Genomic DNA, 26,632 nt, shown 5'->3' on the forward strand with positions numbered 1-26,632 from the left:
GCGCATTTCGGGCATTGTGAATTTTACACCATCTATACGGTTTCTGAAAACAACGAAATAACAGATAAACAAATACTTCGTTCACCAGCCGGTTGTGGTTGCAAGTCGAATATTGCTTTTGATCTGTCCCAAATGGATGTAAAGATGATGCTTGCCGGCGGGCTATATGCCATTGTTTGTGCTGCAGGATCCTGTGGAGTAGCCCAAGAGCGTATGGGGCTGGTTTATTTTTCAATTTCTTCCATGTCGTGTAAATGCAGGTTTAGCGACCGCATCGAAATTTGTATCTCGCGTACGCATATGGCTAAAGAAACTATAAGCAGGATCAATGCAATGCCAAAGATGTAGCCGGCTGCATTATACATTTTTATATAAATGAAGAACATGCTTACCACACACAACAAAAGGCTCATTATTCCGTAAACCTGCATGCTCTGGATGAGGTTTAGCCTTTTTCGTAAATTGGCAATTTGCGGAAGCGCTACTGAACTTTTATCTTCGATCACTTTCTCTTTCAGGTTTCTGACCAGTTGTGCATAAGACAAGAACCGGTTAGTGTAGGCAAGCATCAGTAAAGATATAGCCGAAAACAACAGCGACGGCGTAGTTAAACTTAATTGTTCCATCTTGTTTATAATTGGATTGTTTTATTCTTTTACGTATATACGCTTTACACGGGGAGAAATGGAAGTCAGGATTTCGTAAGGGATGGTGTCTATGCTTTCGGCTACCTCCAATACCGGCAGGTTTTCACCGAAGACGATCACCGAATCACCTTCCTTCGCATCGATGCCGGTAATGTCAATCATACAGAGGTCCATGCAGACATTTCCCACGATGGGGGCATATTTGCCGTTTATCCATACTTTTCCTTTCCTGTTCCCTGATTTTCTGTCCAGCCCGTCGGCATAGCCAATTCGGATAGTGGCTATTTTCGCATCGCGGTTTAGGGCCTCTTTCCTTCCGTAGCCTACCGTCTCGTGGTTTGGGATCTCCTGGATCTGCAGAATGGTAGTTTTGAGTGTGGAGACGTTCTTCAGCCCGTTTAATCCGCTTGCGCTCACTCCGTATAATCCTATTCCCAGGCGAACCATATCCCATTGTGCGTTGATAAATCGTTCAATGCCTGCGGAATTTAGGATATGTTTCCAGACAGGATATCCCAGTTTCTCCCCAATTTCCCGGTGGGCGACATCAATAATATCGATCTGTTCCTGTGTAAAGCTGTCGAACATCCAGCTTTCACTAGCAGCGAGGTGGGAGAAAACCGACTTCACCTTTAATCCTTTTTGTGATTTTAACCTTTCCAGGAGTTCCGGTATCTGAGCGGGAAGGAATCCCAACCGGTGCATGCCGGTGTCAATCTTCAGGTGAATGGGATAGTTGGTTATGCCGCGTCTTTCGGCTTCCCGGATAAATGCATCCAATATCCTGAAATTATACACTTCGGGTTCCAGGTCTTTCGAAAACAACTCCTCAAATCCGTTAACTTCCGGGTTCAACACAATTATCGGAGTGGAAATGCCTTCCTTTCTCAACTCAATTCCTTCCTCCGCAACGGCGACGGCAAAATATGCGCAACGGTGATATTGAAGAGTCTTGGCAATTTCCACGGCGCCGGCTCCATATCCGTTGGCTTTCACCATGCAGATGAGTTTCGTTTGCGGGGATATTCTCGATTTATAGAAGTTGAAGTTATGAACGAGGGCATCCAGGTCGACCTCCAGTACGGTTTCGTGAATCCGTTGTTCCAGAAGCTCGTTGATCTGCTCGAAATGATATCTCCGGGCGCCTTTCAACAGAATCAGCTCGTTTTCGAATTCTTTCCATGTATTGGAACGGATGAAATCTTCGGTAGAGCGGAAAAAATGTTTCTCCCGGACAGTGAATACCTCACTGTTCTCACAAATATCGTGTCCGATCCCGATAAGCTTTTCGATCCCGCTTTGCTGCACCAGTTCTGCTACATGTTTGTATAGCGATTTCGGCAATAACCCCGTTTGCAGGATATCGGAGATAATCAGCGTTTTTTTCAACGATTGTTCTACTTTTCGCTGTTGCTGGAAATCGAGCGCGATCTTTATGGAATTAATGTCTGAATTGTATGTGTCGTTGATGATGGTGCAGTTGTTTTTTCCTTGACGTACGTCCAGGCGCATCGCTACAGGCTCCAGTTTCATCATGCGTTCTGAGATTGTCCCGGGCTTAACGTTTAAGTAAAGCATAACAGCCAGGCAGCTGATGGCGTTCTCAATGGATGCCTCATCTGTAAATGGTATGGAGACGGAGTACTCGAAGTTGAGGAACGAGTAGTGAATGGTGGTTTTGTTTCCGTTTTTTTCCGTTTTACGGATGTAAAGCGGGGCATCGGGGTCTTTTCGAGACCAACAAAACGATTTTTGCGACAATACCATCCTGTCGGCTGATTGATTAATGATCTTGTTGTCCTCTTCGTAAATAAACACGTTGCTGTTAACGAAAAGTTCCATTTTCTCCATGCACTTCTGTTGCTGCGAGGAGAAATTTTCCTGATGTGCTTCCCCCAGCTTCGTGAAAACACCGATCGTGGGGCGGATAACCGGTTCCAGATACTTCATCTCATCGGGTTGGGAGATCCCGGCTTCGAATATGGCTAAGGTGGTGTTTTCGGTCATTTCCCAGACGGACAACGGAACGCCGGTTTGGGAGTTGTAGCTCCGGGGTGAACGGGTGATGTTGTAGTCTTCCTCCAGAAGCTGGTACAGCCACTCTTTGACAATGGTTTTTCCGTTGCTTCCGGTTATCCCGATGACGGGGATACTGAACTGTTTCCGGTGATAGGCCGCTAGTTTCTGCAGTGCGTGAAGCGTGTTGGTAACTTTCAGGAAGTTGACATCCGTAAAGGATTTCCATTCCGGAAAAAGCTTGGTCACCACGAAGTTCCTTACGCCCGATCCGTATAAATCGGAAATGAATTTGTGCGCATCGTTTTGTTTGGTTTCGATGGCGAAGAACAGTGTTTCCTGCGGAGAGCTTAGTTTTCGGCTGTCGGTAAGCAACAGCGATATTTCACCCTCGGCAATATTTTGATTCTTTATGCCCAGTATAGAGGCTATTTTAAGGATGGAATACTTCATTGTTTTATTTTTTTTGTTAATTCTTCCGTTTCCCGGCGACAATCTATTCGGGGGTGATTTTGCCGGAACAGAATCAGTTTTTGTAACGTTTGCTTTAAAAATTGACGGTAGTTTTCGGTTGATTCATTCAACGGTACGTGGTTTAGAGAGCGGCTTATCTGATTCCATTCTGAGATGGCGTCTTGGGTCTCTCTCCGGAAAAAGGTTTTGCAAAAGCGCTCCCATATGTAATCGGTGGCAACACCAGATGGATGCATCATGTCCTCTGCAAAGAAACGGTAGTCACGCAGTTCGTCCAATAAAATCTCATAGGCCGGAAAGTAAGTGAGTGCGGATGTAAACATTTCCTGCAATTCGTCTATTGCCAGATGAAGGATGGATTTGCTGATCTGATTTTCGTGGGCACCGTCTTTCCAGTGCCGGATGGGTGAAACGGTAAAAATAAATCTTGCAGCAGGATTAAGTGCCGAGATGGTGTTGATGACGCCGCTCCATTCCTTTACGATTGCTTCGACCGTTAATCGTTCCCTTATAAAGGTGTCCGGTGGAAATTTGTGGCAATTGGCCACGACTTCTCCTGTCGATTTCAGTTTGTAAACGTAAGCCGTGCCAAAAGTGATGAAGAATACATCTGTCCGGGGAATAAATGCTGCTGCTTCGGCAAACATCCGGGAAATGTTTTCCATGCACTTGTTTTTGTCAGGATGGGAAAACCGGCCATGATGCATGAAACTTTGGTAAACGCCGTTGTGGAAAATAAGGTCGGTTCCGCTGAAATTCCGGTTGGAAAGCAATCGATTTACAACTGCCGCAACGGAGAACGGATTGTACACGATCCCGAAAGGGTTCACATTTGCCTGAAACTTGTATTCCAGCAGTTTGGAACCCATGTTCTCCGAAAAACAAGAGCCGAACAGCATTATCCCTGTGGAATGATCAATCCGGAAAGTTGATTCCGGAATAATTACCGGTGTCCTGAAATCCATCGCTAACTAAATTCTTGTACAAAAATAGCGATTAACCTTCCAACTTCGAAATCTGAATGATTATAATTTGTGAAAAGGGGAAATGAAATGGCTATAAAAAAGGAAAGGTTGTCTCACGACAACCAATCTTCATTGTTAACCTTAAATCTAATACCATGAAAAACACAGTGCAAATATAAAGGCTTTTTTTACACTAAAAAAATATTTCAGGGGAAAAATCGCTCTATTTTGCATCAATTAACCTAAAAATGCTGTTTTGAATGAATAATAAGTGTTTTTTCACACTTTATTCTACGAATAAAACCAATCCTTTCAGGTATTCACCCTCGGGGTGATAAATGTTAATGGGATGATCGGCCGGTTGGGTAAGTTGGTGCAGAATGCTGACCTTCCTTCCCGAAATAGCGGCTGCACTGAAAACTGCCAGGCGGAACTGTTCTTTGTTAATGGCCTGGGAACAGGAGAAGGTGAACAGGATTCCTTCCTGTTTTATTTTCTCCAATGCTGCTAGGTTGAGTCTTTTGTACCCTTGCAGGGCATTGCTGATGGCTCCTCGGTGCTTGGCAAATGCCGGCGGATCAAGAACAATCAGGTCGTAAGCATTCGCTGTAGATGCCTTCAGGAATTTAAACGCATCTTCCGAGAAAGAGGTGTGTCGGGGTTCTTCTCCGAAGTTGAGCCTTATATTCTCGTCGGTAAGTGATACGGCTTTGGCAGAACTGTCGACGGAATGAACCGACCGGGCCCCTCCGCGCAGCGCGTATACAGAGAATCCTCCAGTATAGCAAAACATGTTCAGTACGTCTTTACCGGCAGCATACTTTTCGAGCAACCGGCGATTTTCACGTTGATCAATAAAGAAGCCGGTTTTCTGCCCGCGCAGCCAATCGATATTGAATCTCAATCCGTTTTCCAGGGCGACGGGGTCTACGTTTTGCCCGCCCAACAGGTAATCGTTGTCGGCTTCAATGCCTGCTTTAAAGGGAAGTGTTCCTTCTGATTTATAAAAAATATTTTCAAGGTTATCTTTTCCCAGTACACGCTGTAATGCGTCAACGATTTTTTCTTTATCGCCATCCATTCCTACAGAATGTGCCTGGACTACCGCCGTTTTTCCGTACATGTCGATAATAAGTCCCGGTAAATGGTCTCCTTCGCCATGAATCAACCGGAAGATGTTGTTGCCAGCGTGCAACAATCCAATCTTCATGCGCATCCGGTATGCGGAAGAAATGCGACACGCGTAGAAATCCTCATTTATGGTTTCGTCTGTAAAGGATAATATGCGGACGGAAATGCTGCCGACCTGGTAGTGCCCTACACCCAGGAATTCTCCACTGGCAGAAAAAACCCGTACAATGTCTCCTTCCTGAATGCCTTGCCCAGTTTTGGCGATGGCGCCGGAAAAGACCCAGGGATGAAACCGCTTGAGCGATTCTTCTTTTCTGGGGCGCAGGATGATCTGATTTGTTTTATTCGCTCCCATTGCTGATCAGGTGGTTGTAAATACGTAGGCAGGCCCATGCATCCATAGCTGCGTAATTTTTTTGAGCTTCGCTCAGGACGCTGGCTTCCCAATTGGAGAGGCGTTGATTTTTAGAAATCTTTTTCCCAAAAAGGATAGCATAGATCCGTTGCAAACCGTTGTCGTCAATGTCGTATTCATCAACAAAAGACTGCAGGTCGATAAAGTTTTGAGGTTTTTTGTCGGAGCGTTTTCGGATGGCGGCAAAATCGTCACGAAGTGAAAGCCCTATTTTCTTGATGTCCGGGTTGCAGATGATTTCGTCCAGTTCATCGGGATATCCGATTTTGTTTAACCGGAAGAGATAACATACCTCCATGGTGGAAAGCTGCATCAGCGCCACTTTGTGAGTCTGTCCCCGTTTAAATGCCGGTTTGGTTTCCGTGTCAAACCCTAATCGGGAATGTTTCATCAGGTCAGCCACCGCTTTCTCTACTTCACTTTCGTGATCTACAACTATTGTCTTTCCAGCAAAAACCTCTGACGGAAGTTCTGCTACTGCTTCTTTTGAAATGGTTAATCCCACAAATCCTCCTCGTTTAAATCGGTTTCCAGTAGATTGTCTTTCTCTTCGCTGTGGTAAAGTACGGAGTGTAACGGTCTCAATACATTGATCAGTTTTTGTCCCCAGTATGCCTGAAAGTTTTGTTGGCAAATGAGAAGTGCGTCATTCATCTGATCGGTCAAGCCATATTGATAAACCGAAACAAAATTCCTTACATCCTGATAGATGTCGGCGATATTTTCCGAAACAAATGCTGAAACCGGACGTTCGCTGTATTTCATATCCTCAACAAAAACATCCAGATAAACATCCTCCTCGCCCATGATGGATGAAACAGTGGCCGATACTCGGGTATAATCCTCTTCTTTGACAAACGTTTCGGGAGATTCATCGTTTATTTCCACAGTTTGAGGCAGGAGCGACGCCTTGATGTACATCAGGGGCAGGAGCTTGAGCATCTTGTCGATCCACTTTTCCCGCGAGGCAATTTCTCCATTTTCCAGAAAGGCGCAAAATTCTACGGCGACCGTCACGAAATCGATTACGGTAGATGAGTAAACTATATTGTCGGATTCTTTATTCAACATTTTATTACCAATTGTACTGCAAAAGTACTCATTTATTTTCAGACAACGATGAGGGTAATGCTCAATTCAATAGAGATTAAGCGTGGTTTATCCGGAAAAAGACTTACTTTTGCGCTAAATTTTTTATCCGGAAAAATGAAACTATCTAAAATACCATTGTTGGGACGCGTTGTTATCGCCATTGTCTCGGGAATTATCCTCGGTCAGTTTGTGCCGGTGTGGTTTGCACGAATCTTTGCCACGTTTAACGATTTATTCGGTAATTTCTTGTCGTTTATCATTCCGCTGATTATTCTCGGCTTAGTTGCTCCCGCTATTGGCGAGTTAGGGAAAGGAGCGGGGAGACTCTTGCTGATCACAACCGTTATTGCGTACATGTCTACTCTTTTTTCGGGTTTTTTTACCTTTTTTTCGTGTCAGGCTGTTTTTCCGAATATAATAACCGGCGCAATCGACACCGGATCGGTACAGGGCATTGATGAAGGTGCTGTGAAAACGTTTTTCAGTATAGGGATGCCTCCTATTATGGATGTGATGTCAGCTTTGATTTTGTCGTTTTGCATAGGGATCGGACTCTCCCTCATCAAGGGTGATACGTTGCAGAAAGCTTTTTCTGATTTCCGCGATATTGTGACGATGATTATCCGTACGGTAATCATTCCGTTACTACCCATTTATATTTTTGGAATGTTTCTCTCCATCTCCATCACCGGACAGGTTTACTCCGTGATTATGCTTTTCCTGAAAGTGATTTCGGTGATTTTCGTGTTACATATCCTGCTGCTGGTTATCCAGTATGTGGTAGCAGGCGCCATCTCGCGTCGTCATCCGCTGAAAGCGTTAAAGACGATGCTGCCTGCTTATATGACGGCATTGGGAACGGCTTCTTCAGCGGCAACCATCCCTGTGACGCTGCAATGTGCCCTCAACAATAAGATCAATCCCAGTATTGCTTCTTTTGTAATTCCACTGTGTGCCACCATCCATCTGGCGGGGAGCGCCATGAAAATTGTTGGATTTTCGCTAGCTATTATGTATTTCTTCGGCATACCGGTCGATCCGGGCACTTTTATCGGGTTTATCTTTATGGTGGGGATTACCATGATTGCGGCGCCGGGTGTTCCCGGCGGAGCCATTATGGCGGCCATCGGGATTATCCAGAGCATGTTAGGCTTTAACGAACAAATGATCGGATTGATGATTACGGTTTATATTGCGGTGGACAGTTTCGGAACTGCCTGCAATGTTACAGGCGACGGAGCCATTGCGCTGATTATGGATAAATGGGCAGGAACTTCGCGGACTTAAAACGGATTATCCGCTCTTGTCCCGGTGCCTTTGCGGAGTTTTTCTATCTCTAAGCGGAGAACCCTGTTCTCTTCCAGCATCTCCAGGTATTTGTTTTTATACTTTACGGAGTTTTCTTCCAAGGTGTCGGTTGTTTGTTCGACAGCGGCTGGCTGAACCGGAGTGCTTGTCATCTTCCCTTTCCCCGTGATAAGCCAATCAAGGTTTAGGTCCGGAAAAGCTTCCACGATATTGGACAGTTTGTCCGCACCAATCGAAGTTTTTACCTTACTGATATATCCCCGCGAAAAACCAACCCGCTCTTCAAATTTAGTTTGTCCCAGTCCTTTTGATTTTATGAATAACTTTAACCTGTCTATGAATTCCATATTTTGTATTGTTTCTCAGGTAATTATCAATTTTATTATTTAGAATAAATCTAAATTACTCCATAAATACTAATATTGCTTGTAATCACTGAATATATACAGTATATTTGCATTGTTAATTAATGTTTAATGCGTTGCAACAAAATTAGACATTTCACAAAGATATGAATAATCAGGCAAATACCATAAAACCGGTTACTAAAATATCGATACCCGATACACTATTAAGTTTAAAGGTAGGTGAAACTGTGATGATATCTGCGAGAACGATTAATTCCAGTTCTGTCAGGGCTGCCGCATCCCGTTTAAAGAAAATAAAGAAAGCACAGTTTATTGTAACCGAACAAGGTTTGATAAATGAAATTAAAGTAACCAGATTAAAATAATGAATATGAGTAAGTTCAATGTTTTTATTGTCTTTTTCGTTCTTTGTTCATGGTTGTTGTGCGAAAACGCAAAAGGAGCAAGAAAAGAAGCGGTCACTCTACATTCCAGTGAAGTAGATGTGGAGCAACAAAAGAGGGTATATGGAATGGTAACTGACCAGAGAGGAGAGACTTTGCCTTATGTTACTGTACTTATTAAAGGGACTAATATCGGTACAACTACTGATGAAAATGGTATTTATGAAATAAATGTAAATGGAGATGTAACGCTTATCTTTAGTTACATGGGTTTTAAGGATTATGAAGTAACAACAGCAGGAAAGACAAAGATCGATGTCATCCTTTTAGAGGATAATGTAAGGTTGGAAGAGGTAGTGGTAACCGGATATAATACAGTAGAAAGGAGGCATTTAGCCTCCTCCATCGAGTCTGTGGATATGGAAAGGGTTGTGAGTCGCCCCATCGTTAAACTTGAGGAGGCTTTTGCCGGAACTGTTCCTGGCGTGACCATGCTTCAGGGCAGCAATCTTCCCGGATCTGTTCCCGGAAGTATCTCTATCAGAGGAATAAGTACCCTGCAAAATGCAGCTCCACTGGTGATTGTGGATGGTATGGAACAGCCTCTCACTGACGTGGATCCGAATCAGATTAAGAGTATTAATATTCTGAAAGATGCTGCTGCAGCATCCATGTATGGATCAAGAGGTGCAAACGGAGTTATTATCATTGAGACTAACAGAGGAACGACAGGGCAGTTCAGGGTGAATGTGAATTCATGGTTTGCTATTCAAAATCCTCTCAATCTGCCGAAGTTTGTAAACTCGGCCGATTTTATGAAACTCAGAAATGAAGCACATACGTTACAAGGTCAGCCTCTGCTTTATACAGATTTGGATATCAGTCAGGCAGAAGAGGGCGTTACTCCCAATACCGATTGGATGAAAGAGATTATAGAAAGGCAAGCCACGGCTTACAATACAACGGCGAGTATTTCCGGAGGAGGAGGTGTAGGAACATTTAACCTTATGCTTGGTTATATTGAAGAGAACGGGATGAATAAGATTGAAGGTTCTGATAAGTTTAGTGCCCGTTTTAATACAAATATCAATATTGCGGACCGGTTTATTCTTTTGGCCGACTTTTATGCGCATCGATTGAAAGTAGACAGGCTTAGAAGGAACAATGACGGGCATGGATTGTATCAGATTGCCTGGAGAATGAATCCTACTCAGGGGGTGTTTTATAAAGACACGGATATCCCGAACCATTATATTCTTCACAATGATATGAACCCTGTGGCCTTTATTGATAAGGGAGGAACCTGGAACTATATGTATGATAAGAGTACGATCAATCTGCGCCCGCGTTATTATATTACGGATGATCTCAACTTTGAGGGAAACGTATCGTATATGATTGATAAATCAGCAAGCAAATGGAGACGTTTAACACATAAGTTTTTCGATGGAGACGGCAAGCCGGTGACAACATGGGGTAATGATATTGGTGCTGAACAGAACGTGAGTCAGAGCCAGTTGACCGGAAGGGCCCTGTTGAATTTCGAAAAAGAATTGAGGGGAGGTAAGGATAAACTTTATGCCGTGGGGGGGACAGAAGTAATGTCCTATATATTCACAGATTATCGGGAAATAACTAAAGCATCCTTTTTCTCCAAGCTAAACTACTCTTTTGATGACAGATATTTGCTGGAAGCAACTGCTAGAACCGATGGAAGCAGCAAGTTCGCTCCCGGCCGTCAGTGGGGTTTTTTTCCTTCAGTCTCTTTTGGGTGGAATGCTCATAATGAAGCTTTCATGAGGCCATTGAAAGAATCGGGGGCTATCTCTAATCTTAAAATAAGGGCTTCCTGGGGAAGAATCGGAAATGAGAATGTAGATCCCTATTTGTGGCAGGAAGTAGTGAATACCTGGGGATGGACTATGCGAGTGCCGAATCCGGATTTTACTTGGGAAAAGCAGAATCAAGGGAACCTTGGGTTGGATTTTGGGGTGCTGAATAACCGCTTGACAGTTACTGCCGATATTTATAAAAAACATTCATTTGACCTGATATACTCCGACTTTCCGGTTCCGCCGTTAACAGGATCGTATTATCTGACATCCTCAGTAAATATTGGGGAGGTTGAAAACAAGGGATGGGAGATCTCGGCAAAATGGACAGACCAGCTTGATGAGTTCTCGTACAGTATAGGCGGGATGTTGTTCGACAACAGGAATCAGGTTCTTAAGGCCGGATATAACACAACGGATACATTGATATTCAAAGGAACGAACGACCGGATTTGGTATCGGGGTATCCCCATTAATAACTATTACGGTTACCGAACCGACGGTTATTTCCAAAATCAGGAAGAGATTGACGCAACAGCAGCAAAATTTCCCAATACGCTCCCCGGAGATATTAAGTACGTAGACCAGAACGGAGATGGTATATTAAATGATGAAGATAGGGCCTACTTAGGTGATACCGCACCTCACTTCAACTATTCTGTTACGTTAGATATGCGTTACAAAAATTGGGATTTCAGTTTGCTTGGCCAAGGTGTAGGAAAGAGAGTGGGCAGACTGGGAGGTCAGGAAGGTTATCCGGTGTTTGTGGATGGAGGGAGCAATAATCTGGGTGCTCCCCGTCAATACTATGCCGATAACCGTTGGACCCCTGAAACGCCGAATAGCCGCTTCCCCCGTGTCTGGACAGGCTCAAGCACGAATACATATTTAAGTGATGTATGGCTGAGCGATGCGTCTTTCTTCCGCATTAAATCGCTCCAGTTGGGTTATACCATGCCTAAAGTGAGGAATAACATAAGAAATCTTCGTATATATTTCAATGCTCAGGATTTTCTCACCTTTACCAATTGGGAGGGACTTGAGCCGGAGCGTGACGGAGGTAATGGGGCATATCCAAGGATGGCTACTTACAGCGTTGGTTTTCAGGTGACATTATTCTAAAATTAAAACTATACAATGATGAAAAAAATTATATATCTGATCTTGATAATGTTCGCGGTAAGCGGTTGTAACGACTTCTTGAATAAACGGGATCCTACTGCTACCTCTTTCGTTGAGTTTTTCAATGATGAAGAAGACTTGCGAAGAGTTGTGTATAGCAGTTATCTGGACGTTTTTACGCATCACACCTCAAGAGGGATAATCTTTTATATGGATGAAGGAAAGTCCGATAATGCATACAGCAGGCTTGAAGGAGACAGGCATCAGAATATTGCCAACGGGAATTTCAACAGCAATACCTATGATTTCCTCTATTATTATGAGCTTTATATGAAGCATCTGGGACGTTTGAACACGTTTATTGCTAATGCGGATGTGCCGTATGTGGAAGATGAGAGTGTGCGTGATAAATACCAGGGCATACTTGAGGCGTTGCGGATCTGGCACTATTTCAGGCTGACCATGCGATGGGGGAATGTTCCCTTTGTCCTGGAACCGGCTGATCTGGAGACTGCGCGCCAACCGGCCACACCCAAAGAAGAGATTCTAAAAACATTATTCCCTTTGGCCGACGAGATAGCAGCTAAATTGCCGCCCGATGAATATACTTCCGATAAATATATGTTCAACAGATACTCATTTAAGGCGCTTACTATGCGTTATGCTCTCTATAACGGCAGGTATGAGTTGGCTGCAAAACTGGCAAAAGAGATTATGGACAGTAAGAAATATTCCCTCCATTCAGTATATGGTGATCTTTTTAATTACAAGGCTGCAAAAACGAATAATGAGTTTATTATATGGTTTGATATGGCAAGCCATAACAATAGTGCAACACAATCATTCCAGCATTTGGGGCCTCATTATAGGACAGGACCCGGACAATCATACTGTGTGCCTACGAAAGCATTGGTCGATGCTTACTGGACCGCACAGGGAAGACCCATTGATGAATGTCCGTTGCATACTAAAGAGGAGTATGAACTAAACCCATCTCTAAACAGAGATCCCCGTTACAGTGCGTCAATTATGGGTCATGGAGATAATTTTTATGGTGAGACTATAGACATTTACAATGAAAACTCTCCAATGTTCTATCAAAAACTGAGGTCCAGCAGAACGGGTTTCTGGTTCAAAAAGTTTGTGGATGAAACGGATGCTTTCAAAAGCGGCGGTAGTATGGATTTCCCATTACTGCGTTATGCCGAGGTACTACTGACCTATGCCGAAGCAAAGATCATGCTTAACCAGATCGATGATCTGGCAAAGAAATGTATCAATGATGTAAGAAGAAGAGCTGGTCTGGATATGAATTTTGCCGATGTTACTCTTCCTGCGTATGCTTCGTATACTCAACAACAGTGGGTTGAGTTGATCCGGAATGAACGAAGGTTGGAACTTGCTGCAGAAGGTCAACGTTATGATGATATTATCCGTTGGAAGATTGCAGAGAATGTTTTAAACAAGCCGGCAGAAGGACATACGAGGATCGTTGAGGGACGTAAGGAAACATTAAAGGTGGAGGACCGGTCCTTTAAATCCCACAACTACCTATGGCCGTTCCATGAGAACAGCCTGAAAGTGGAACCGGGACTTGTTCAAAACCCCGGATACTAAAAGATGGTTTTTGAAACAATAGGAAAATGAATTCTTTTTTTGGGGGGCGGATTCTAAATCCGCCCCTTATATTTCCCGGATATTTATTCCGATAGGTTTACATATCACTTCGTTGTAACTTTCATTTACTTTTCTCCGACCTGTATAGCTCATCACTCCGCAGTAATGATAAACCACAGCTCAGTCTGTTATATTTGCCCCAACGGGTTAAACAAAATTAAGGGTCTGAAACTTGGATATCTCAAAAGATTCCATTAATTTGCACTTTCGTTGCGATGTAATCTGCTACTCAGGATTTTCTGGCCTGTGTGGTCCCATTGAGCCTGCTCCTGCAGGATTGAGGTTTACCTGTGTCCAAGACAGGTATTTACGCCTGTCAGAGGTGAGAAATTGAAAAAACCTTGCTTAAAAAACAATGAAAAAAAATGAACGCGCACCCAGCGTGTACCGGCTTGCTCACCTGTGGCCCCTCGCAGTCATCATTATCGGAATAGGGGCATGCGCTGCCGGTGCGGCCGTTTCTCAACCTTACTGGGATTTCTTCGGATTGCTTCTTATCCTCTCTCTGGCAGCGTTGCTTGGCGGAGCCCTGTTTGGTTTTCTTTTTGGAGTGCCGCGATTGAACCGGAACTATGATCCGCGGGAAGATTATGGACGTACCACAAAGTACATGCCCAATACAAATCTCGAAGAGGTGTCGGACTGGCTGACAAAAATTATTATCGGGGTTACGCTGACACAACTGACAAAGATTCCCGGTTACCTGCAGGACATGGCGGACTATATTGTTGCAAACAGCAACTGCAGCACCCTGGATTGTAACTTTGCCGGGCCGGTGATTATCTCGCTCTTTATCTATTTCTTTATAGCCGGTTTTATATCCGGTTACTACTACACCCGGATATTCCTGCCTAACCTGTTTTCCGTTATGGAGGAAAATAGCATCCTTAAAGCCGAGACTGCCATCTGGAGAGAAGGTGGCAAAAAAATGTTCTCCCTGGCCGGTGAGCCGGAGGTCTCCCATAAGATTGAGTACTTCACCGACAAGGAGAGAGAGATGCTGCAAAAGATTAAAGTGCAAAATAACGTGTTTGCCGGCATTCATAAGCTGAGCCATCAGGAATATGCTGTCCTGAACGTGTTGATTGCAAAGGGAATAGTTGAGATCTATCCCGGTAACCTTTCAACAGGGAAGGAAACGTTGCACATCACTGACGAAGAGGTATTGCAATCGCTGCAATAAATAGAGACCGGGGATCGAAAGCCAGATGGCGCGAGCCCTAAACAAATTGTACAAAACCACTTAAATTAAAAAGCAATGAAACCGCCCGTTTTAGGAAAAAAACTCTTGAGGGATTATCCCGCAGCGGAGAGCTCCTCCGGTGTATTGCACCGTGAAGCTCTTGCCAATGACACGGAAGAGAATCCGCTTTATACAGGAAGATACCTGCTCATTCTCAGGGATGGGAATAAAGACGTGGTAAAAACCACCAAACTGCTCGAAACGAAATGGGGATTTTTGGTTGCCAATACGGCTGATTTTGTGTCGGAACCCATGTGCGAAAGCAGGATAAAGGATGCGGATGCATTGTTTTACAATGAATTGGGTATTGCCCTTGTGGCGGTAGACGATGATAAAATGAAACTGTTGCATACAGCACAAGCCGATTATGTTGTAGAACCGGAAAAAGTAGTTTATATTCCCGACGATGTTCCGGTTGACACAGCCGTAAACTCCACCTGGGGGATTAGGGCTGTAAAGGCGCATGAGTCGGCATATACCGGGGCAGGGATAAAAGTCGCTGTGCTGGATACCGGTTTCGATATGAAGCATCCAGACTTTAAAGGGAGAAGTCTTACGGCCTTTTCATTTGTTCCCGATGAAGCTGTGGATGACCTCCACGGGCATGGAACGCATTGTATCGGGATTGTTTGCGGTTCGTCGGGTTTACGAGATATGCGGTACGGTGTGGCTCCGGAAGCTCAGATTTATGCGGGAAAAGTGTTGAATAATGGGGGAAGGGGAGCGCAGGCCTGGATTCTGGACGGAATGACCTGGGCTGCGAATAACGGGTGTCGAGTGTTGTCCATGTCGCTGGGTTCTAAAGTCCTTCCGGGACAGAGTTATGACATCGCCTATGAAAGAGCTGCCCAGTTTGCTCTTTCGAAAGGGACACTCATTGTGGCGGCAGCAGGGAATGACAGCAAACGATCTGAAAATCAATTCAGTCCGGTGAGCAGTCCGGCCGACTGCCCTTCCATCCTGGCTGTAGGTGCAGTAAACTCAACTTTGCAGGTAGCCGATTTCTCAAACCGGGCACTTAATGAGAGCGGGTTGGTGGATCTGGCGGCACCCGGAGTCGGGATCTATTCTTCCTGGCCCATGCCCGCGAGATACCGTACCCTTTCCGGGACTAGCATGGCTACACCGCATGTGGCGGGAGTGGTCGCCCTGCTGTGCGAAAAGTTTCCCGATGCCACTCCTGCAATGATCGGACAAGAGCTGATCCGGACGGCAGGCCGTTTGTCGTCTCCCGCCGAAGATATAGGCGCAGGAATTTCTTTGGCACCATGAAGCAGATTATTATCACCATATCCGCTTACTACCTCGACCGGTTAGACGTTGTGGCGGAAAACCTGCGGGAAGAAGGGGTGACGATTACCCGGCTCTACGAGTTTGGAGTGATCATCGGGTACGCCGAAGAAGAAATTATCGATAAAATCCGTCATCACAAAGAGATTGCCTCTTTGACGGACGAAAAGGATGTTGTTATCCCTCCACCGGAGGAGGATGTTCAATAAGGCTACACAACGTCTTTTTTACAGATTTTACCCAGGTGTGTGTTGCCGAAGCTGTCGCTATATTTCAACCCGTATCCCAGTATCCGGTTGAGGGAGCCGTCGGCTTCCATCGGCCATTCTGCTTTCGGCTTATCCCAGTAGAGTTCTACACCGTTGCCGTCGGGATCGTTCAGGTAGATGGCTTCCGATACCCCATGGTCGCTTGCGCCGGTAAGAGGGTATTCCGCTTCTATCAGCCGTTTCAGGATTAGGGCCAGGTCGTGACGGGTAGGGTAGGCAATAGCAGTATGGTAGAGACCCACTCCCTCCAGTGGTGCTTCGGGCATCCCCTCGCTGTGCCAGGTGTTCAGGCCAATATGGTGGTGGTATCCACCGGCAGAGAGGAAGGCCGCCTGCCTGCCGTACATCATGGTGACCTCGAAGCCCAGAAGGTCGCGATAGAAAGAAAGGGCGCGCTCCAGGTCGGACACCTTCAGGTGTACATGTCCAATGCGTACTTGTGTAGGGATTGTATAAGGACTCATAATTTTTTTTATTGATTACTTTTTGTTTGTTGTTCTCTTCCTGACCGCATTGCTTTCACTTTCTTGATTTTAGAATCGGCCAGAAAGATTCGATATCCCTCCGTTTCCATGCCGTAAAGGGCAACTTTCCCCTCACTGTTGCAATGAATGCCGAAACCATAGATCTTTGTCAGGGGCGATGTCCGGAGACAGGGTTGCCCTTTGGAAAAGAACAGGATGCTAGTCTGTTCCAGCTTATCGGAGGGTGTATCGTTCTTTTCCGCGTACACATGGAAGAGGATGTCATCCGACCTATATTGGTAGGGATTCTCGGAAATAAATTCGTATTGTAGACGGGCTACCGTCTTTTTCCCTTTGAGCGGAGGGGGAGTTCCCTGCGTCATTCTTGTGTCGGATGCAACCTCAATAAACGTATCAAAATAATTGGTTGTATGCATGTTGTTCAACAGATGATGGTGTTACCGGACAGCTGACAAGGACCGGCTTCCAGGGATACCTGTTACGTAACCAATAACAGATTTCATGTGCAGATTGTTTTGTGTTTTTTAAGAACAAATTATATTCTAGTGCGTTAAATTGCTGAAAACTGACTGGCAAGAGTGTACAGCTCTTTATAAAGCATATTGTATGAAAATTATTTTATCGGTTTCTATCTTGTTTATTACATTTGTAGTTTCTGCTTTTCCTTCATCAGATCCTATTATGCAGGACCAAAGGAGGGATATAAAAACAGATTCGGTTATAAAAAACCCTGCTTATGATGCTGATCTAGCGGAGAAGCTGGGAGCCGATGCTTACGGGATGAAGAACTTCGTGCTGGTAATCCTGAAGACAGGGTCAAATGTGACGGACGACAAGGCATTTATAACTGAATGTTTTCGTGGACACATGGACAATATCAACCGCCTGGAGAAAGAGGGGAAACTGGTTGTGGCGGGTCCGATGGCAAAGAACGAGCAGCACTATCGAGGTGTTTTTATCCTCGATATAGCAACAATCGAAGAAGCTGAGGCATTGTTGGGGAGCGATCCGGCCGTGAGGGAGAAATTACTGGCTGCCGACCTCTATAAATGGTACGGCTCTGCCGCCCTACCGCTTTATCTGGAGCATGCGAACAAGATATGGAAGAAACAACCCTGATCAATTCATCACGATGGGAGAACTGAAAACAAAACAACACGACGGTGATGTGACGGAATTTATCCGCAGCTATACCGACAGTGAACAAAAACGTGCCGACAGCTTTGCATTGGTGAAGCTGATGCGCGAGGTGACCGGTTTCGAACCGAAGATGTGGGGAGATACGATGATCGGATTCGGGCAGTACCACTACAAGTCGGAACGCAGCCGGCAGGAAGGTGACTGGATGCTGGTGGGTTTTTCGCCCCGTAAGACTGCCATATCGCTCTACTTCTACTCCGGTATCCTGGAACAGGAAGAGCTGCTCGCCGGCCTGGGAAATTTCAAAATGGGGAAAGGATGTATTTACGTGAAGAAGTTATCGGATATAGACCCCGAAGTGCTGCGAAAGATCATCTTCTCCACGGTAGCCTACCTAAAGGAAACCTACGGCAAACTATAACATTACACTGCATGGGAAAGGGAATTGATTACAGTGGACAGTGGAAGGAGGAACTGGCTCTGCGCTTATATCCGTGAGACGGTGAAAAACGAACAGGAGGGAGGTACCCATGATCATGGAAGGAAGAGGCATTGATGCCGGTGTTTTTTAATGTTGATTTGTGGGAGATAAAATATATTTGAAAGAAGAAAATGATATGACAATAGAAGTAGATTCAGAAATAGAATTAAAACAACTGGAACCATCGGACGCAAAAGATATTTTTGAAACGATTGATCTTCAAAGAGACTACCTGGGGAGATGGTTACCGTTTGTTGCGCAGACGAAAGACATTTCAGATACGGAAAAATTTGTTGACTCAGTAGTAAATGCTTCAGAGGACCAATTTGAATATGTCTTTACCATCAGGAAGTACAATCAATTTATTGGTCTGATTGGTTTTAAAGACACCGACAAACAAAATAAAAAGACGGAAATCGGGTATTGGCTTTCCGAAAAACACCAGAAACAGGGGATTGTTACAAAATCGGTCGATAAACTTTGTGACTTTGCTTTTGACAAATTGGAATTAAACAGGATTCAGATAAAATGCGCAGTACAGAACAGATCGAGCAGTAATATACCGAAGAGGTTGGGATTCAGGCTTGAAGGAGTTGAACGACAGGGGGAATGGCTTTCTGACGGTTTTTATACTGACCTGGAAATTTACAGTAAATTGAAATCGGACAAGTAACAGGATGAGGCAAACCAAAAAGGAGTTGAAGTTTGTTATTTTTTTCGCAAATTAGAACTCGGGAATGAAAAATAAAGAAAGAATATATAAATTATCCTTTGCCAGTGTATATCCGTATTACGTTGAGAAAGCGAAAAAGAAGGGACGTAGTAAGGCAGAGGTTGATGACATCATACGTTGGCTGACAGGATACAGTGAGAAGGACCTACAAAACATACTGGCCAGTGATATGAATTTTGAAACCTTCTTCACGCAGGCACCACAAATCAATCCCAACGCTTCAAAAATTACAGGGGTAATCTGCGGGTATCGGGTAGAAGAGATCGAAGACGAAATTGTGCAAAAAGCACGCTATTTGGACAAGCTGATTGACGAATTGGCCAAAGGAAAGGCTATGGAGAAGATCCTAAGAAAATAAGCCGGAAAATTTTTTGTTTTTTTCGCATCGCACATGCAACACAGATTTAGTTTCCCTGTTCAGGCTAATCGGCCTGAGTGGAAATAACTGATTGGACATGAGAAATTATTAAAAAAAAGGTATGGAAAAGAATAAAATCACGCAGGAGCAAAAAGAAAAGTTATTCAATATTCTGAAAAAACGTTTCGAGAAGAATATGGGCCGCCATCCGGAACTTAGTTGGAAAGAGATACAAGAAAAACTGGAAGGTTATCCGGAAAAACTGTGGTCACTGAATGAGATGGAGGAAACCGGAGGTGAACCGGATGTTATAGGCCAAGACGAAAAAACAGGTGAGTTCATCTTTTGTGATTGCTCGGCTGAAAGTCCGAAGGGACGCAGAAGTGTTTGCTACGACTCCGAAGCATTGCGGTCGAGAAAAGAAAATAAGCCCTGGAACAGCGCCGTAGGCATGGCTGGAGAGATGGGAGTCGCATTGCTGAACGAGGAACAGTACCGGAATCTTCAATGCCTGGGGAAATTTGACACAAAGACTTCCAGTTGGATTGCCACGCCTGACAATATCCGTCAACTCGGCGGAGCCATTTTTGGTGATTGGCGTTACGGGCAGGTCTTTATTTACCACAATGGAGCCGAATCCTACTATGCTGCCAGGGGCTTCCGTGGATTGTTGAAAGTTTAGATTTGGAGAGATTGATGCTATTGCCTTCCTTCCGCAGGAGTAACAAGCAATAGCTCATCCAGCTGATTCAATCCTGTTGTAAAGCCTTCTCTGAAGCCCATGGCAAGGGTTTGTTCGAGATCAGCAAAGGTGTCAAAAGTGAGCGTAATCTCCACCATCACCGTGCTCTCGGTTTCAATGAACCGTGTTTCCCACAAATTTTGTGGAAACTCAGGATCGAATGTCCCGTTTTCATCGCAAAAACCATCTTTTGCGGTAAAGGACTTTTCGTGCACAATTGAAATGTAATCCGCCCTGCTCCAGTGCCTTTCCCCTTCGGGGCCGACCATCGCATAGAGCCAGTATCCACCTTCACGGAAATCCATGGTTTGGGTCTCCGCTCTCCAAGGGCTTGGGCCCCACCACCGGTCGAGCAGTTCAGGGGTTGTCCATGCCTGCCAGACGAGTGAGAGGCTGGCATTGAATTCTCTCCTTACACGTATGGCCCTTTTTCCCTTCTCCACGGAAAAAACCCCTTTTATTTCACATCCAAAATAACTATTTTTGCAGATTCATAATTTAATAATCTAAAAAGTAGAAAATATGATGACAGCAGAGATACACACCGCAAAAGGGGTTATGAAAGTAAAATTCTATGAGGAGGATGCTCCAAACACCGTGGCCAACTTCGTAAAACTGGCCGAAAAGGGTTTTTACGACGGATTGACGTTCCACCGGGTGATCCCAAACTTTGTGATCCAGGGCGGATGTCCCGATGGCACAGGGGCAGGAGGGCCGGGCTACACAATCAAATGCGAACTCAACGGTAATAACCAGTACCACGATCGGGGCGTATTGTCAATGGCGCATGCCGGCCGTGATACCGGAGGGTCTCAGTTTTTCATTTGTCACAGCCGCGAGAATACGGCTCATCTCGACCGTAACCATACTTGCTTTGGAAAAGTATACGAAGGGGTCGAGGTAATTGACAAGATCCGTCAGGGTGACAGAATTGAGAAAATCCTGATTTTTGAAGAGTAATGATCAAGCAAGATTGCCTAAAGGTGATTCATCGTACTCGGATATGTTCGCTCGTTTAGACGTGAATTAAGAACACAGCGATCCCTAAAAAAACTATGATAGTGTCTAAACAAAAGTAGTCCTTTTTTTATTTATCTTTGCTGATATATTCAAGTCAGGCTTCCATGAAAAGAGTACGCATCATTATCGCAGTCCTTATTCTGTTCATGCTCTTGGGGGGTATTCTTTACATAAACCCTCTCCTGCCGATTATTACCGGTTATGCAGCTAAAAACCTGTCGTCGGGCATCTTCCTGGCTAACCGCACACAGGAATCGATGGAGGCAACCGACCTGAATTTCTCATTTATCCGATTCGTGAAAAACAGGGTCGATTCCAGGAGTAAAACCGTGACAAGCCACTTTCTCTGGCATACTTCGCATACTTCTTTCGTGAATGGCTATGGCAACATCCTGGTAAACGACTACCCCGTGAGTGATATAGAGGCACGTCCTTATCCGGTTGTGCCGGTTTTACCGGAAAACCCCGACACGATTGCATGGCCCATGGGGGACCTCATTGTCGACACCATCCCTTCCGGTATCGACATGCAACAACTCAACCTTGCGGTGGAACAGGCATTTGCCGATACTGTCCCCTACAAGGGTACATTTGCGGTGATGGTTGTTTGTCAAGGACAACCGGTTGCGGAAAAATATGCTGATGAATTTAGTACCGAAACCCTTTTTCTGAGCTGGTCGATGGCCAAAAGCTTTATCAATGCCCTGGCCGGTATTCTGGTGAAAGAGGGTAAACTGGATATATATGCGTCTGCCGGCATGGATGAGTGGAAGAATGACGAAAGGCGTAACATCACCATCCACCACCTGATGCAGATGAACAGCGGCCTGGAATGGAACGAAGATTATGGAAACAGCTCCGACGTGAACAACATGTTGCACAAGGAGGGTGATATGGCGCGGTTTGCCAGTTCGAAACCACTGGAGTATTCCCCCGGTTCGGTATTTGAATACTCATCGGGATCTACCAACATTGTTTCTTACCTGATGCGCAAGGCAATTGGAGACGATGCAGAGTATTTCGCTTTTCCGCGTGAACAACTTTTCAACAAAATTGGGATGCGCAGTGCTGTTTTTGAGGTCGATGCATCGGGTACTTTTGTGGGGTCGTCCTACCTCTATGCCTCCTTACGTGACTATGCGCGCTTTGGCTTACTTTACCTGAACAACGGCAACTGGCAGGGTGAACAGATCCTGCCAGAAAACTGGGTTGCATACAGCACCACTGCGGCAAACGGTTCCGATAGAAGTTACGGTGCATTTTTCTGGCTGAACCAAGCTGGCATCGACTATCCCGATGTGCCCCGCGATATGTTTAGCTGCCGCGGCCATGACGGGCAGTTTATCTATATTATTCCATCGAAAGAACTGGTGATCGTCCGGACCGGTTTTTCAAAAAATGGAGAGTTTGACCATAACGGATTTGTAGCGGGAATTGTTGATGCTATTAAATAACCCAATCAAACCTCACTGTTACCAAACTTGAGAGATCGGTTGCTGAGGTTTTGTTACAAAAATCTTTCAAAATCTTTCATATATTAAATTTCATTGCGTAAATTTGTGTAATTATTTAGGTTATACTTAAAAATCCTGCACAATGTCAACTAAATTACGCGAAGATGCTCTCAGGTATCATGCCGAGGGGCGTCCCGGAAAAATAGAGGTGATTCCCACCAAACCCTATAGTTCCCAACACGACTTATCACTGGCATATTCGCCCGGTGTGGCCGAACCGTGCCTCGAAATAGAAAAGGATGAGCAAAAAGCTTACGAATATACTTCCAAAGGGAACCTAGTGGCGGTTATCTCTAACGGCACAGCAGTGCTGGGTTTGGGTGATATCGGTGCTGTTTCGGGAAAACCGGTGATGGAAGGGAAAGGGCTGCTTTTTAAGATCTTTGCCGGAATAGATGTTTTTGACATCGAGATCGACGAGAAAGATCCGGAAAAATTCATCGAAGTGGTCAAAGCTATTTCTCCCACTTTTGGAGGGATTAATCTGGAAGATATCAAAGCACCCGAATGTTTTGAAATTGAAGAACGGTTAAAAAATGAACTGGATATCCCTATCATGCATGACGATCAACACGGAACAGCCATTATTTCATCTGCAGGATTGCTTAATGCGCTGGAACTGACAGGAAAGAAGATCGAAGAGGTGAGGATTGTGGTGAATGGCGCGGGTGCAGCAGCCAATTCCTGCACAAAACTTTACATGGCGTTGGGAGCCAAATTGGAAAATATCGTGATGCTCGATTCTCGGGGAGTAATATCGAAAAATCGGACCGATCTGAACGAACGGAAAAAACCGTTTGCTACCGAACGGAATATCTCAACCTTAGCAGAAGCTGTTGCAGGGGCGGATGTCTTTCTCGGACTTTCGGTGGCCGATGTGCTGACCGTTGAAATGGTTCAATCGATGAATGAAAATCCGATTGTCTTCGCATTGGCGAACCCTAATCCGGAAATAGCGTATGAATTGGCTATCGCCGCCCGGAAAGATATTGTTTTTGCGACGGGACGTTCCGATCATCCCAACCAGATAAACAATGTGCTGGGTTTTCCCTATATTTTCCGTGGGGCGTTGGATGTCCGTGCTACCTGCATTAACGAAGAGATGAAGGTTGCCGCTGTCCGTGCTATTGCTGATCTGGCAAAAAAGGCAGTTCCCGATGTGGTGAATGCCGCTTATAACTTGAAACGGTTGAGTTTCGGCCGCGATTATATCATTCCAAAACCACTCGACAACCGGTTGCTGACAGTTGTTGCACCAGCAGTTGCCAAAGCGGCGATAGCGTCTGGAGTTGCCCGGAAACCCATTGCCGACTGGGAAGAGTACAGCGAAATTCTTCGTGAACGGATGGGGTTGGACAATAAAATGTTGCGCCGTTTCTACGATATGGCAAAACAAACCCCTAAACGGGTGGTTTTCTCGGAATCCAACCACTTGAATATGCTCAAAGCTGCTGAAACCTGTGTTAACGAGGGTATCTGTTATCCGGTTTTACTGGGTAACGAAGAAAAAATTGCCAACATCGCTGCCGAAAATCAAATCAGCTTGGAGGGAGTAGAAATTGTTAATCTGCGGCACGATAGGGAAGAATCCAGGCGGTTGCATTACGCGAAATTGCTTTCGGAAAAGCGGAGCCGCGAGGGGTATACTTTTCAGGAAGCTGCCGAGCAGATGTTTAACCGCGACTCTTTCGGGATGATGATGGTGGAGTCTGGCGACGCGGATGCACTTATTACCGGTGTTTTCGGGAAATACCTCGATACCATCAATCTCGCCAAAGATATTATTGGCATTCGTGAGGGCCTTAATCACATTGGAGCCATGCACATTGTCAACTCGAAGAGAGGCGTGCTCTTTCTTGCCGATACGCTTTTTAACCGTCATCCAAATTCCGATGTACTTATCGATATTGCCCGTTTGGCTAATTCTACGGTAAAGTTTTTCGCTCATGATCCGGTGATTGCCATGCTCTCCTATTCCAATTTTGGTGACGACAAAGTGGGAAGTCCTGCCAGTGTCCACAAAGTGGTGGAAGCATTACACCGGGATTATCCGGATATGGTGGTGGATGGTGAAATGCAGGTGAACGTGGCGTTGAATAAAGACTTCAGGGATGAGAAGTTTCCTTTCACCAAGCTGAAAGGAAAAAATGTGAATACGTTGATATTTCCTAACCTGAGTTCGGCAAACACAGCATATAAGCTACTTCTGGAAAGTGGAGTCGGCGACATTATCGGTCCAATCCAAATGGGGTTGAACAAGCCGGTTCATATTTTAGACGTGGGCATGTCGGTCCGCGACATTGTGAACATGACGGTTATTGCTGTTATTGATGCTATTGTAGAAGAGAATATCTCTGTCAATAAGTTGAAAAGGGTGGAGTAGGGCCGACCAACACTTTGCTGGCCACGGTGAAATAGATGAGTACACCTAATATGTCTGCGATGGATGTTATAAGGGGGGCGCTTGCCGTTGCCGGATCAATTTTCAGCCTCGTGAATAGGAAGGGCAGGATCATCCCGATAATGCTTCCCGCAATAACCACCAGCGTCATGGTTATAACGAGAATCAAAATTATTTCAGGAGCACGGACTGCTGCTACCAAACTTACTCCTGCAGCCATTGTCAGGCCTAAGAGTAACGAAACAATAAACTCTTTTCCCAACAGTTTTATCCAATCCCTTGTCTGAACATCGCCCATGGCCAATGCACGGATCATAAGTGTTGCGGATTGAGAGCCGGCATTCCCGCCACTGTCGATAAGCAAAGGAAGAAAAAAAACAAGGGATATGGTGGAAGCCAGCACGTTTTCAAAGCCGGCTATGACTGCTCCTGAAAAGATATTTACGAAAACCAGTGTTGTAAGCCAGAATACCCGTTTCTTGTACAAAAAAGTAACGGTTGCCTGTAACGGACTGATAATGGCGTTTTGTACGGCGCCGAACTTGTGAAAGTCCTCGGTTTGTTCTTCTTCGGCTACATCAAAAATATCATCAACGGTTACAATGCCCAGAAGCGTTCCGGCACTATCGATCACGGGAAGTGCTACCCTGTCGTGGTCCTTGAACATGCTTACACCGGTCTCCTGGTCGTCGAATGCGCTCAGTGCCGAAAATTTATAATCGATAAGTTCTCCGATCATCTGTTCGGGCGAGGCCAGGATTATTTCACGTATGCGAATATCGTCGATAAGGCGCCAGTTGTTGTCCACTACGTAAATTACGTTCAGTGTTTCGGAGTCTTGTCCGTATTGGCGAATATGCGCCAGCGTTTGTTCAACCGTGAAGTGGGGTTTAACGGCTACGTATTCCGGTGTCATCAGCCTACCTATGCTGTCTTCGGGATATCCAAGAAGTCTGGTTGCCATCTCCCTGTTTTCGGGAGTAAGCAACTGCATAAGACGTTGTGTTACCTTTCCGGGAAGTTCCTCTAGAAAAGCTGTGCGATCGTCTGGCTCCATATCGTTGAGCAGATCGGCTACTTTTAAAGCATGTTGCGCCAGTCTCTCTATAATCTTTTCCTGCTTGTCGTGCGAAAGCTCCTGAAAAACATTTTTTGCTTGCTCACGCGTCAGAAAACGGAACAATATCACTGATTCAAACTCGCTACTTCGGTCGATAATGCCGGCAAGTTCAAGGTGATCAAATTCGTGTATGGCGTTTCGCAACGTTGTCCATTCTTTCCTTTTGATTAGTTTAAGCAGGTCTTTTTCGTTACATATAGTCATAATAGTTTTCTTTGTGTCTTTCCTGTCTGGAGGTCCTGCTCTTACAGGAAAGGGCGGTGAGAATCACTGCCTTGTTTGAAAAGACAAAGGTAATCAAATTAAATCAAAATGACGCGATGTTTCAGGATGTTGGGTTGCGCAACAGGATTTACTGTGTCAATTTGAAATCCAAAGTGATGTTTTAGATTCCTTTCGGCATTTA

26 protein-coding genes are annotated in these 26,632 nt (G+C 45.0%); 15 read left to right on the forward strand and 11 right to left on the reverse strand.

Annotation, left to right across the window (positions count from 1 at the left end):
• Window positions 1-224: 224 nt before the first annotated feature.
• From KCV26_08080 to KCV26_08105, 6 genes are all read right to left on the reverse strand, one after another.
• Window positions 225-626: a DUF2721 domain-containing protein gene (locus tag KCV26_08080; protein ID WZX35304.1), complete on the reverse strand. Its 402-nt coding sequence runs from the start codon at window positions 624-626 to the stop codon at window positions 225-227.
• Between the two features lie 21 nt (window positions 627-647).
• On the reverse strand, window positions 648-3,116 hold the full coding sequence (locus tag KCV26_08085) for a bifunctional UDP-N-acetylmuramoyl-tripeptide:D-alanyl-D-alanine ligase/alanine racemase (protein ID WZX35305.1): 2,469 nt from the start codon (window positions 3,114-3,116) through the stop codon (window positions 648-650).
• Window positions 3,113-4,102: a GSCFA domain-containing protein gene (locus KCV26_08090; GenBank protein ID WZX35306.1), complete on the reverse strand. Its 990-nt coding sequence runs from the start codon at window positions 4,100-4,102 to the stop codon at window positions 3,113-3,115. Before KCV26_08090 ends, KCV26_08085 begins: the two co-directional genes overlap by 4 nt.
• A 286-nt stretch (window positions 4,103-4,388) precedes the next feature.
• The gene (locus tag KCV26_08095) at window positions 4,389-5,588 is read right to left on the reverse strand and encodes a class I SAM-dependent rRNA methyltransferase (GenBank protein WZX35307.1); all 1,200 of its coding nucleotides are present in this window, start codon (window positions 5,586-5,588) and stop codon (window positions 4,389-4,391) included.
• Window positions 5,575-6,153: a 3'-5' exonuclease domain-containing protein 2 gene (locus KCV26_08100; GenBank protein ID WZX35308.1), complete on the reverse strand. Its 579-nt coding sequence runs from the start codon at window positions 6,151-6,153 to the stop codon at window positions 5,575-5,577. The genes KCV26_08095 and KCV26_08100 overlap by 14 nt, the downstream gene beginning before the upstream one ends.
• The gene (locus tag KCV26_08105; protein WZX35309.1) at window positions 6,144-6,719 is read right to left on the reverse strand and encodes a DUF5063 domain-containing protein; all 576 of its coding nucleotides are present in this window, start codon (window positions 6,717-6,719) and stop codon (window positions 6,144-6,146) included. Before KCV26_08105 ends, KCV26_08100 begins: the two co-directional genes overlap by 10 nt.
• A 135-nt stretch (window positions 6,720-6,854) precedes the next feature.
• Between KCV26_08105 and KCV26_08110 the strand changes: the two genes are divergently transcribed.
• Complete coding sequence (locus tag KCV26_08110; GenBank protein ID WZX35310.1) at window positions 6,855-8,027, forward strand: dicarboxylate/amino acid:cation symporter; 1,173 nt, start codon at window positions 6,855-6,857, stop codon at window positions 8,025-8,027.
• Here the strand turns inward: KCV26_08110 and KCV26_08115 are convergent.
• Window positions 8,024-8,395: a helix-turn-helix transcriptional regulator gene (locus tag KCV26_08115; GenBank protein ID WZX35311.1), complete on the reverse strand. Its 372-nt coding sequence runs from the start codon at window positions 8,393-8,395 to the stop codon at window positions 8,024-8,026. The two genes, KCV26_08110 and KCV26_08115, sit on opposite strands and share 4 nt — an antisense overlap.
• A 164-nt stretch (window positions 8,396-8,559) precedes the next feature.
• On the opposite strand from KCV26_08115, the gene KCV26_08120 reads away from it, so the two are divergent.
• The 6 genes from KCV26_08120 (at window position 8,560) to KCV26_08145 (ending at window position 16,172) form a co-directional block, all read left to right on the forward strand.
• A complete protein-coding gene (locus tag KCV26_08120; protein ID WZX35312.1) occupies window positions 8,560-8,781 on the forward strand; it encodes a hypothetical protein in 222 nt (73 codons plus the stop codon).
• 5 nt (window positions 8,782-8,786) lie between these two features.
• Window positions 8,787-11,753 carry a TonB-dependent receptor gene (locus tag KCV26_08125; GenBank protein ID WZX35313.1) on the forward strand — a complete coding sequence of 989 codons (2,967 nt, stop codon included), beginning with the start codon at window positions 8,787-8,789 and terminating at the stop codon, window positions 11,751-11,753.
• An 18-nt stretch (window positions 11,754-11,771) separates the two neighbouring features.
• Window positions 11,772-13,370 carry a RagB/SusD family nutrient uptake outer membrane protein gene (locus KCV26_08130; GenBank protein ID WZX35314.1) on the forward strand — a complete coding sequence of 533 codons (1,599 nt, stop codon included), beginning with the start codon at window positions 11,772-11,774 and terminating at the stop codon, window positions 13,368-13,370.
• A gap of 415 nt (window positions 13,371-13,785) precedes the next feature.
• The gene (locus KCV26_08135) at window positions 13,786-14,613 is read left to right on the forward strand and encodes a hypothetical protein (GenBank protein WZX35315.1); all 828 of its coding nucleotides are present in this window, start codon (window positions 13,786-13,788) and stop codon (window positions 14,611-14,613) included.
• 75 nt (window positions 14,614-14,688) lie between these two features.
• Window positions 14,689-15,945: a S8 family serine peptidase gene (locus tag KCV26_08140; GenBank protein WZX35316.1), complete on the forward strand. Its 1,257-nt coding sequence runs from the start codon at window positions 14,689-14,691 to the stop codon at window positions 15,943-15,945.
• Window positions 15,942-16,172, forward strand: coding sequence for a hypothetical protein (locus KCV26_08145; protein ID WZX35317.1), 231 nt, complete (start codon window positions 15,942-15,944; stop codon window positions 16,170-16,172). The genes KCV26_08140 and KCV26_08145 overlap by 4 nt, the downstream gene beginning before the upstream one ends.
• Before the next feature lie 2 nt (window positions 16,173-16,174).
• Here the strand turns inward: KCV26_08145 and KCV26_08150 are convergent, their stop codons facing one another.
• Complete coding sequence (locus KCV26_08150; protein ID WZX35318.1) at window positions 16,175-16,696, reverse strand: DUF4260 family protein; 522 nt, start codon at window positions 16,694-16,696, stop codon at window positions 16,175-16,177.
• A gap of 8 nt (window positions 16,697-16,704) precedes the next feature.
• Window positions 16,705-17,133 (reverse strand): hypothetical protein, encoded by a 429-nt coding sequence (locus tag KCV26_08155; GenBank protein ID WZX35319.1) that lies wholly within the window; start codon window positions 17,131-17,133, stop codon window positions 16,705-16,707.
• 190 nt (window positions 17,134-17,323) lie between these two features.
• Here KCV26_08155 and KCV26_08160 point away from each other — a divergent pair, with 190 nt between their 5' ends.
• From KCV26_08160 to KCV26_08180, 5 genes are all read left to right on the forward strand, one after another.
• Entirely contained in the window at window positions 17,324-17,836 is a 513-nt protein-coding gene (locus KCV26_08160) for a hypothetical protein (GenBank protein ID WZX35320.1), read from the forward strand.
• Window positions 17,837-17,849: 13 nt separating this feature from the next.
• Entirely contained in the window at window positions 17,850-18,278 is a 429-nt protein-coding gene (locus KCV26_08165) for a DUF1801 domain-containing protein (GenBank protein ID WZX38352.1), read from the forward strand.
• A 196-nt stretch (window positions 18,279-18,474) separates the two neighbouring features.
• Complete coding sequence (locus tag KCV26_08170) at window positions 18,475-19,011, forward strand: GNAT family N-acetyltransferase (protein WZX35321.1); 537 nt, start codon at window positions 18,475-18,477, stop codon at window positions 19,009-19,011.
• 64 nt (window positions 19,012-19,075) lie between these two features.
• A complete protein-coding gene (locus tag KCV26_08175; GenBank protein ID WZX35322.1) occupies window positions 19,076-19,429 on the forward strand; it encodes a DUF2200 domain-containing protein in 354 nt (117 codons plus the stop codon).
• Between the two features lie 121 nt (window positions 19,430-19,550).
• The gene (locus KCV26_08180) at window positions 19,551-20,111 is read left to right on the forward strand and encodes a DUF4256 domain-containing protein (GenBank protein WZX35323.1); all 561 of its coding nucleotides are present in this window, start codon (window positions 19,551-19,553) and stop codon (window positions 20,109-20,111) included.
• A gap of 17 nt (window positions 20,112-20,128) precedes the next feature.
• Here KCV26_08180 and KCV26_08185 read toward each other — a convergent pair whose 3' ends face one another.
• A complete protein-coding gene (locus tag KCV26_08185) occupies window positions 20,129-20,632 on the reverse strand; it encodes an SRPBCC domain-containing protein (GenBank protein WZX38353.1) in 504 nt (167 codons plus the stop codon).
• Between the two features lie 61 nt (window positions 20,633-20,693).
• On the opposite strand from KCV26_08185, the gene KCV26_08190 reads away from it, so the two are divergent.
• The 3 genes from KCV26_08190 to KCV26_08200 all read left to right on the forward strand — a co-directional run bounded on the left by KCV26_08190 (window position 20,694) and on the right by KCV26_08200 (window position 25,088).
• Entirely contained in the window at window positions 20,694-21,131 is a 438-nt protein-coding gene (locus KCV26_08190) for a peptidylprolyl isomerase (GenBank protein WZX35324.1), read from the forward strand.
• A gap of 164 nt (window positions 21,132-21,295) precedes the next feature.
• A complete protein-coding gene (locus KCV26_08195) occupies window positions 21,296-22,645 on the forward strand; it encodes a serine hydrolase (protein ID WZX35325.1) in 1,350 nt (449 codons plus the stop codon).
• Window positions 22,646-22,787: 142 nt separating this feature from the next.
• Window positions 22,788-25,088 carry an NADP-dependent malic enzyme gene (locus tag KCV26_08200; protein ID WZX35326.1) on the forward strand — a complete coding sequence of 767 codons (2,301 nt, stop codon included), beginning with the start codon at window positions 22,788-22,790 and terminating at the stop codon, window positions 25,086-25,088.
• Here KCV26_08200 and mgtE read toward each other — a convergent pair.
• Entirely contained in the window at window positions 25,063-26,430 is a 1,368-nt protein-coding gene (gene mgtE, locus KCV26_08205) for a magnesium transporter (GenBank protein WZX35327.1), read from the reverse strand. The genes KCV26_08200 and mgtE overlap by 26 nt on opposite strands.
• Window positions 26,431-26,632: the final 202 nt, after the last annotated feature.

Source organism: Petrimonas sulfuriphila (assembly GCA_038561985.1).
Classification (GTDB): domain Bacteria; phylum Bacteroidota; class Bacteroidia; order Bacteroidales; family Dysgonomonadaceae; genus Petrimonas; species Petrimonas sulfuriphila.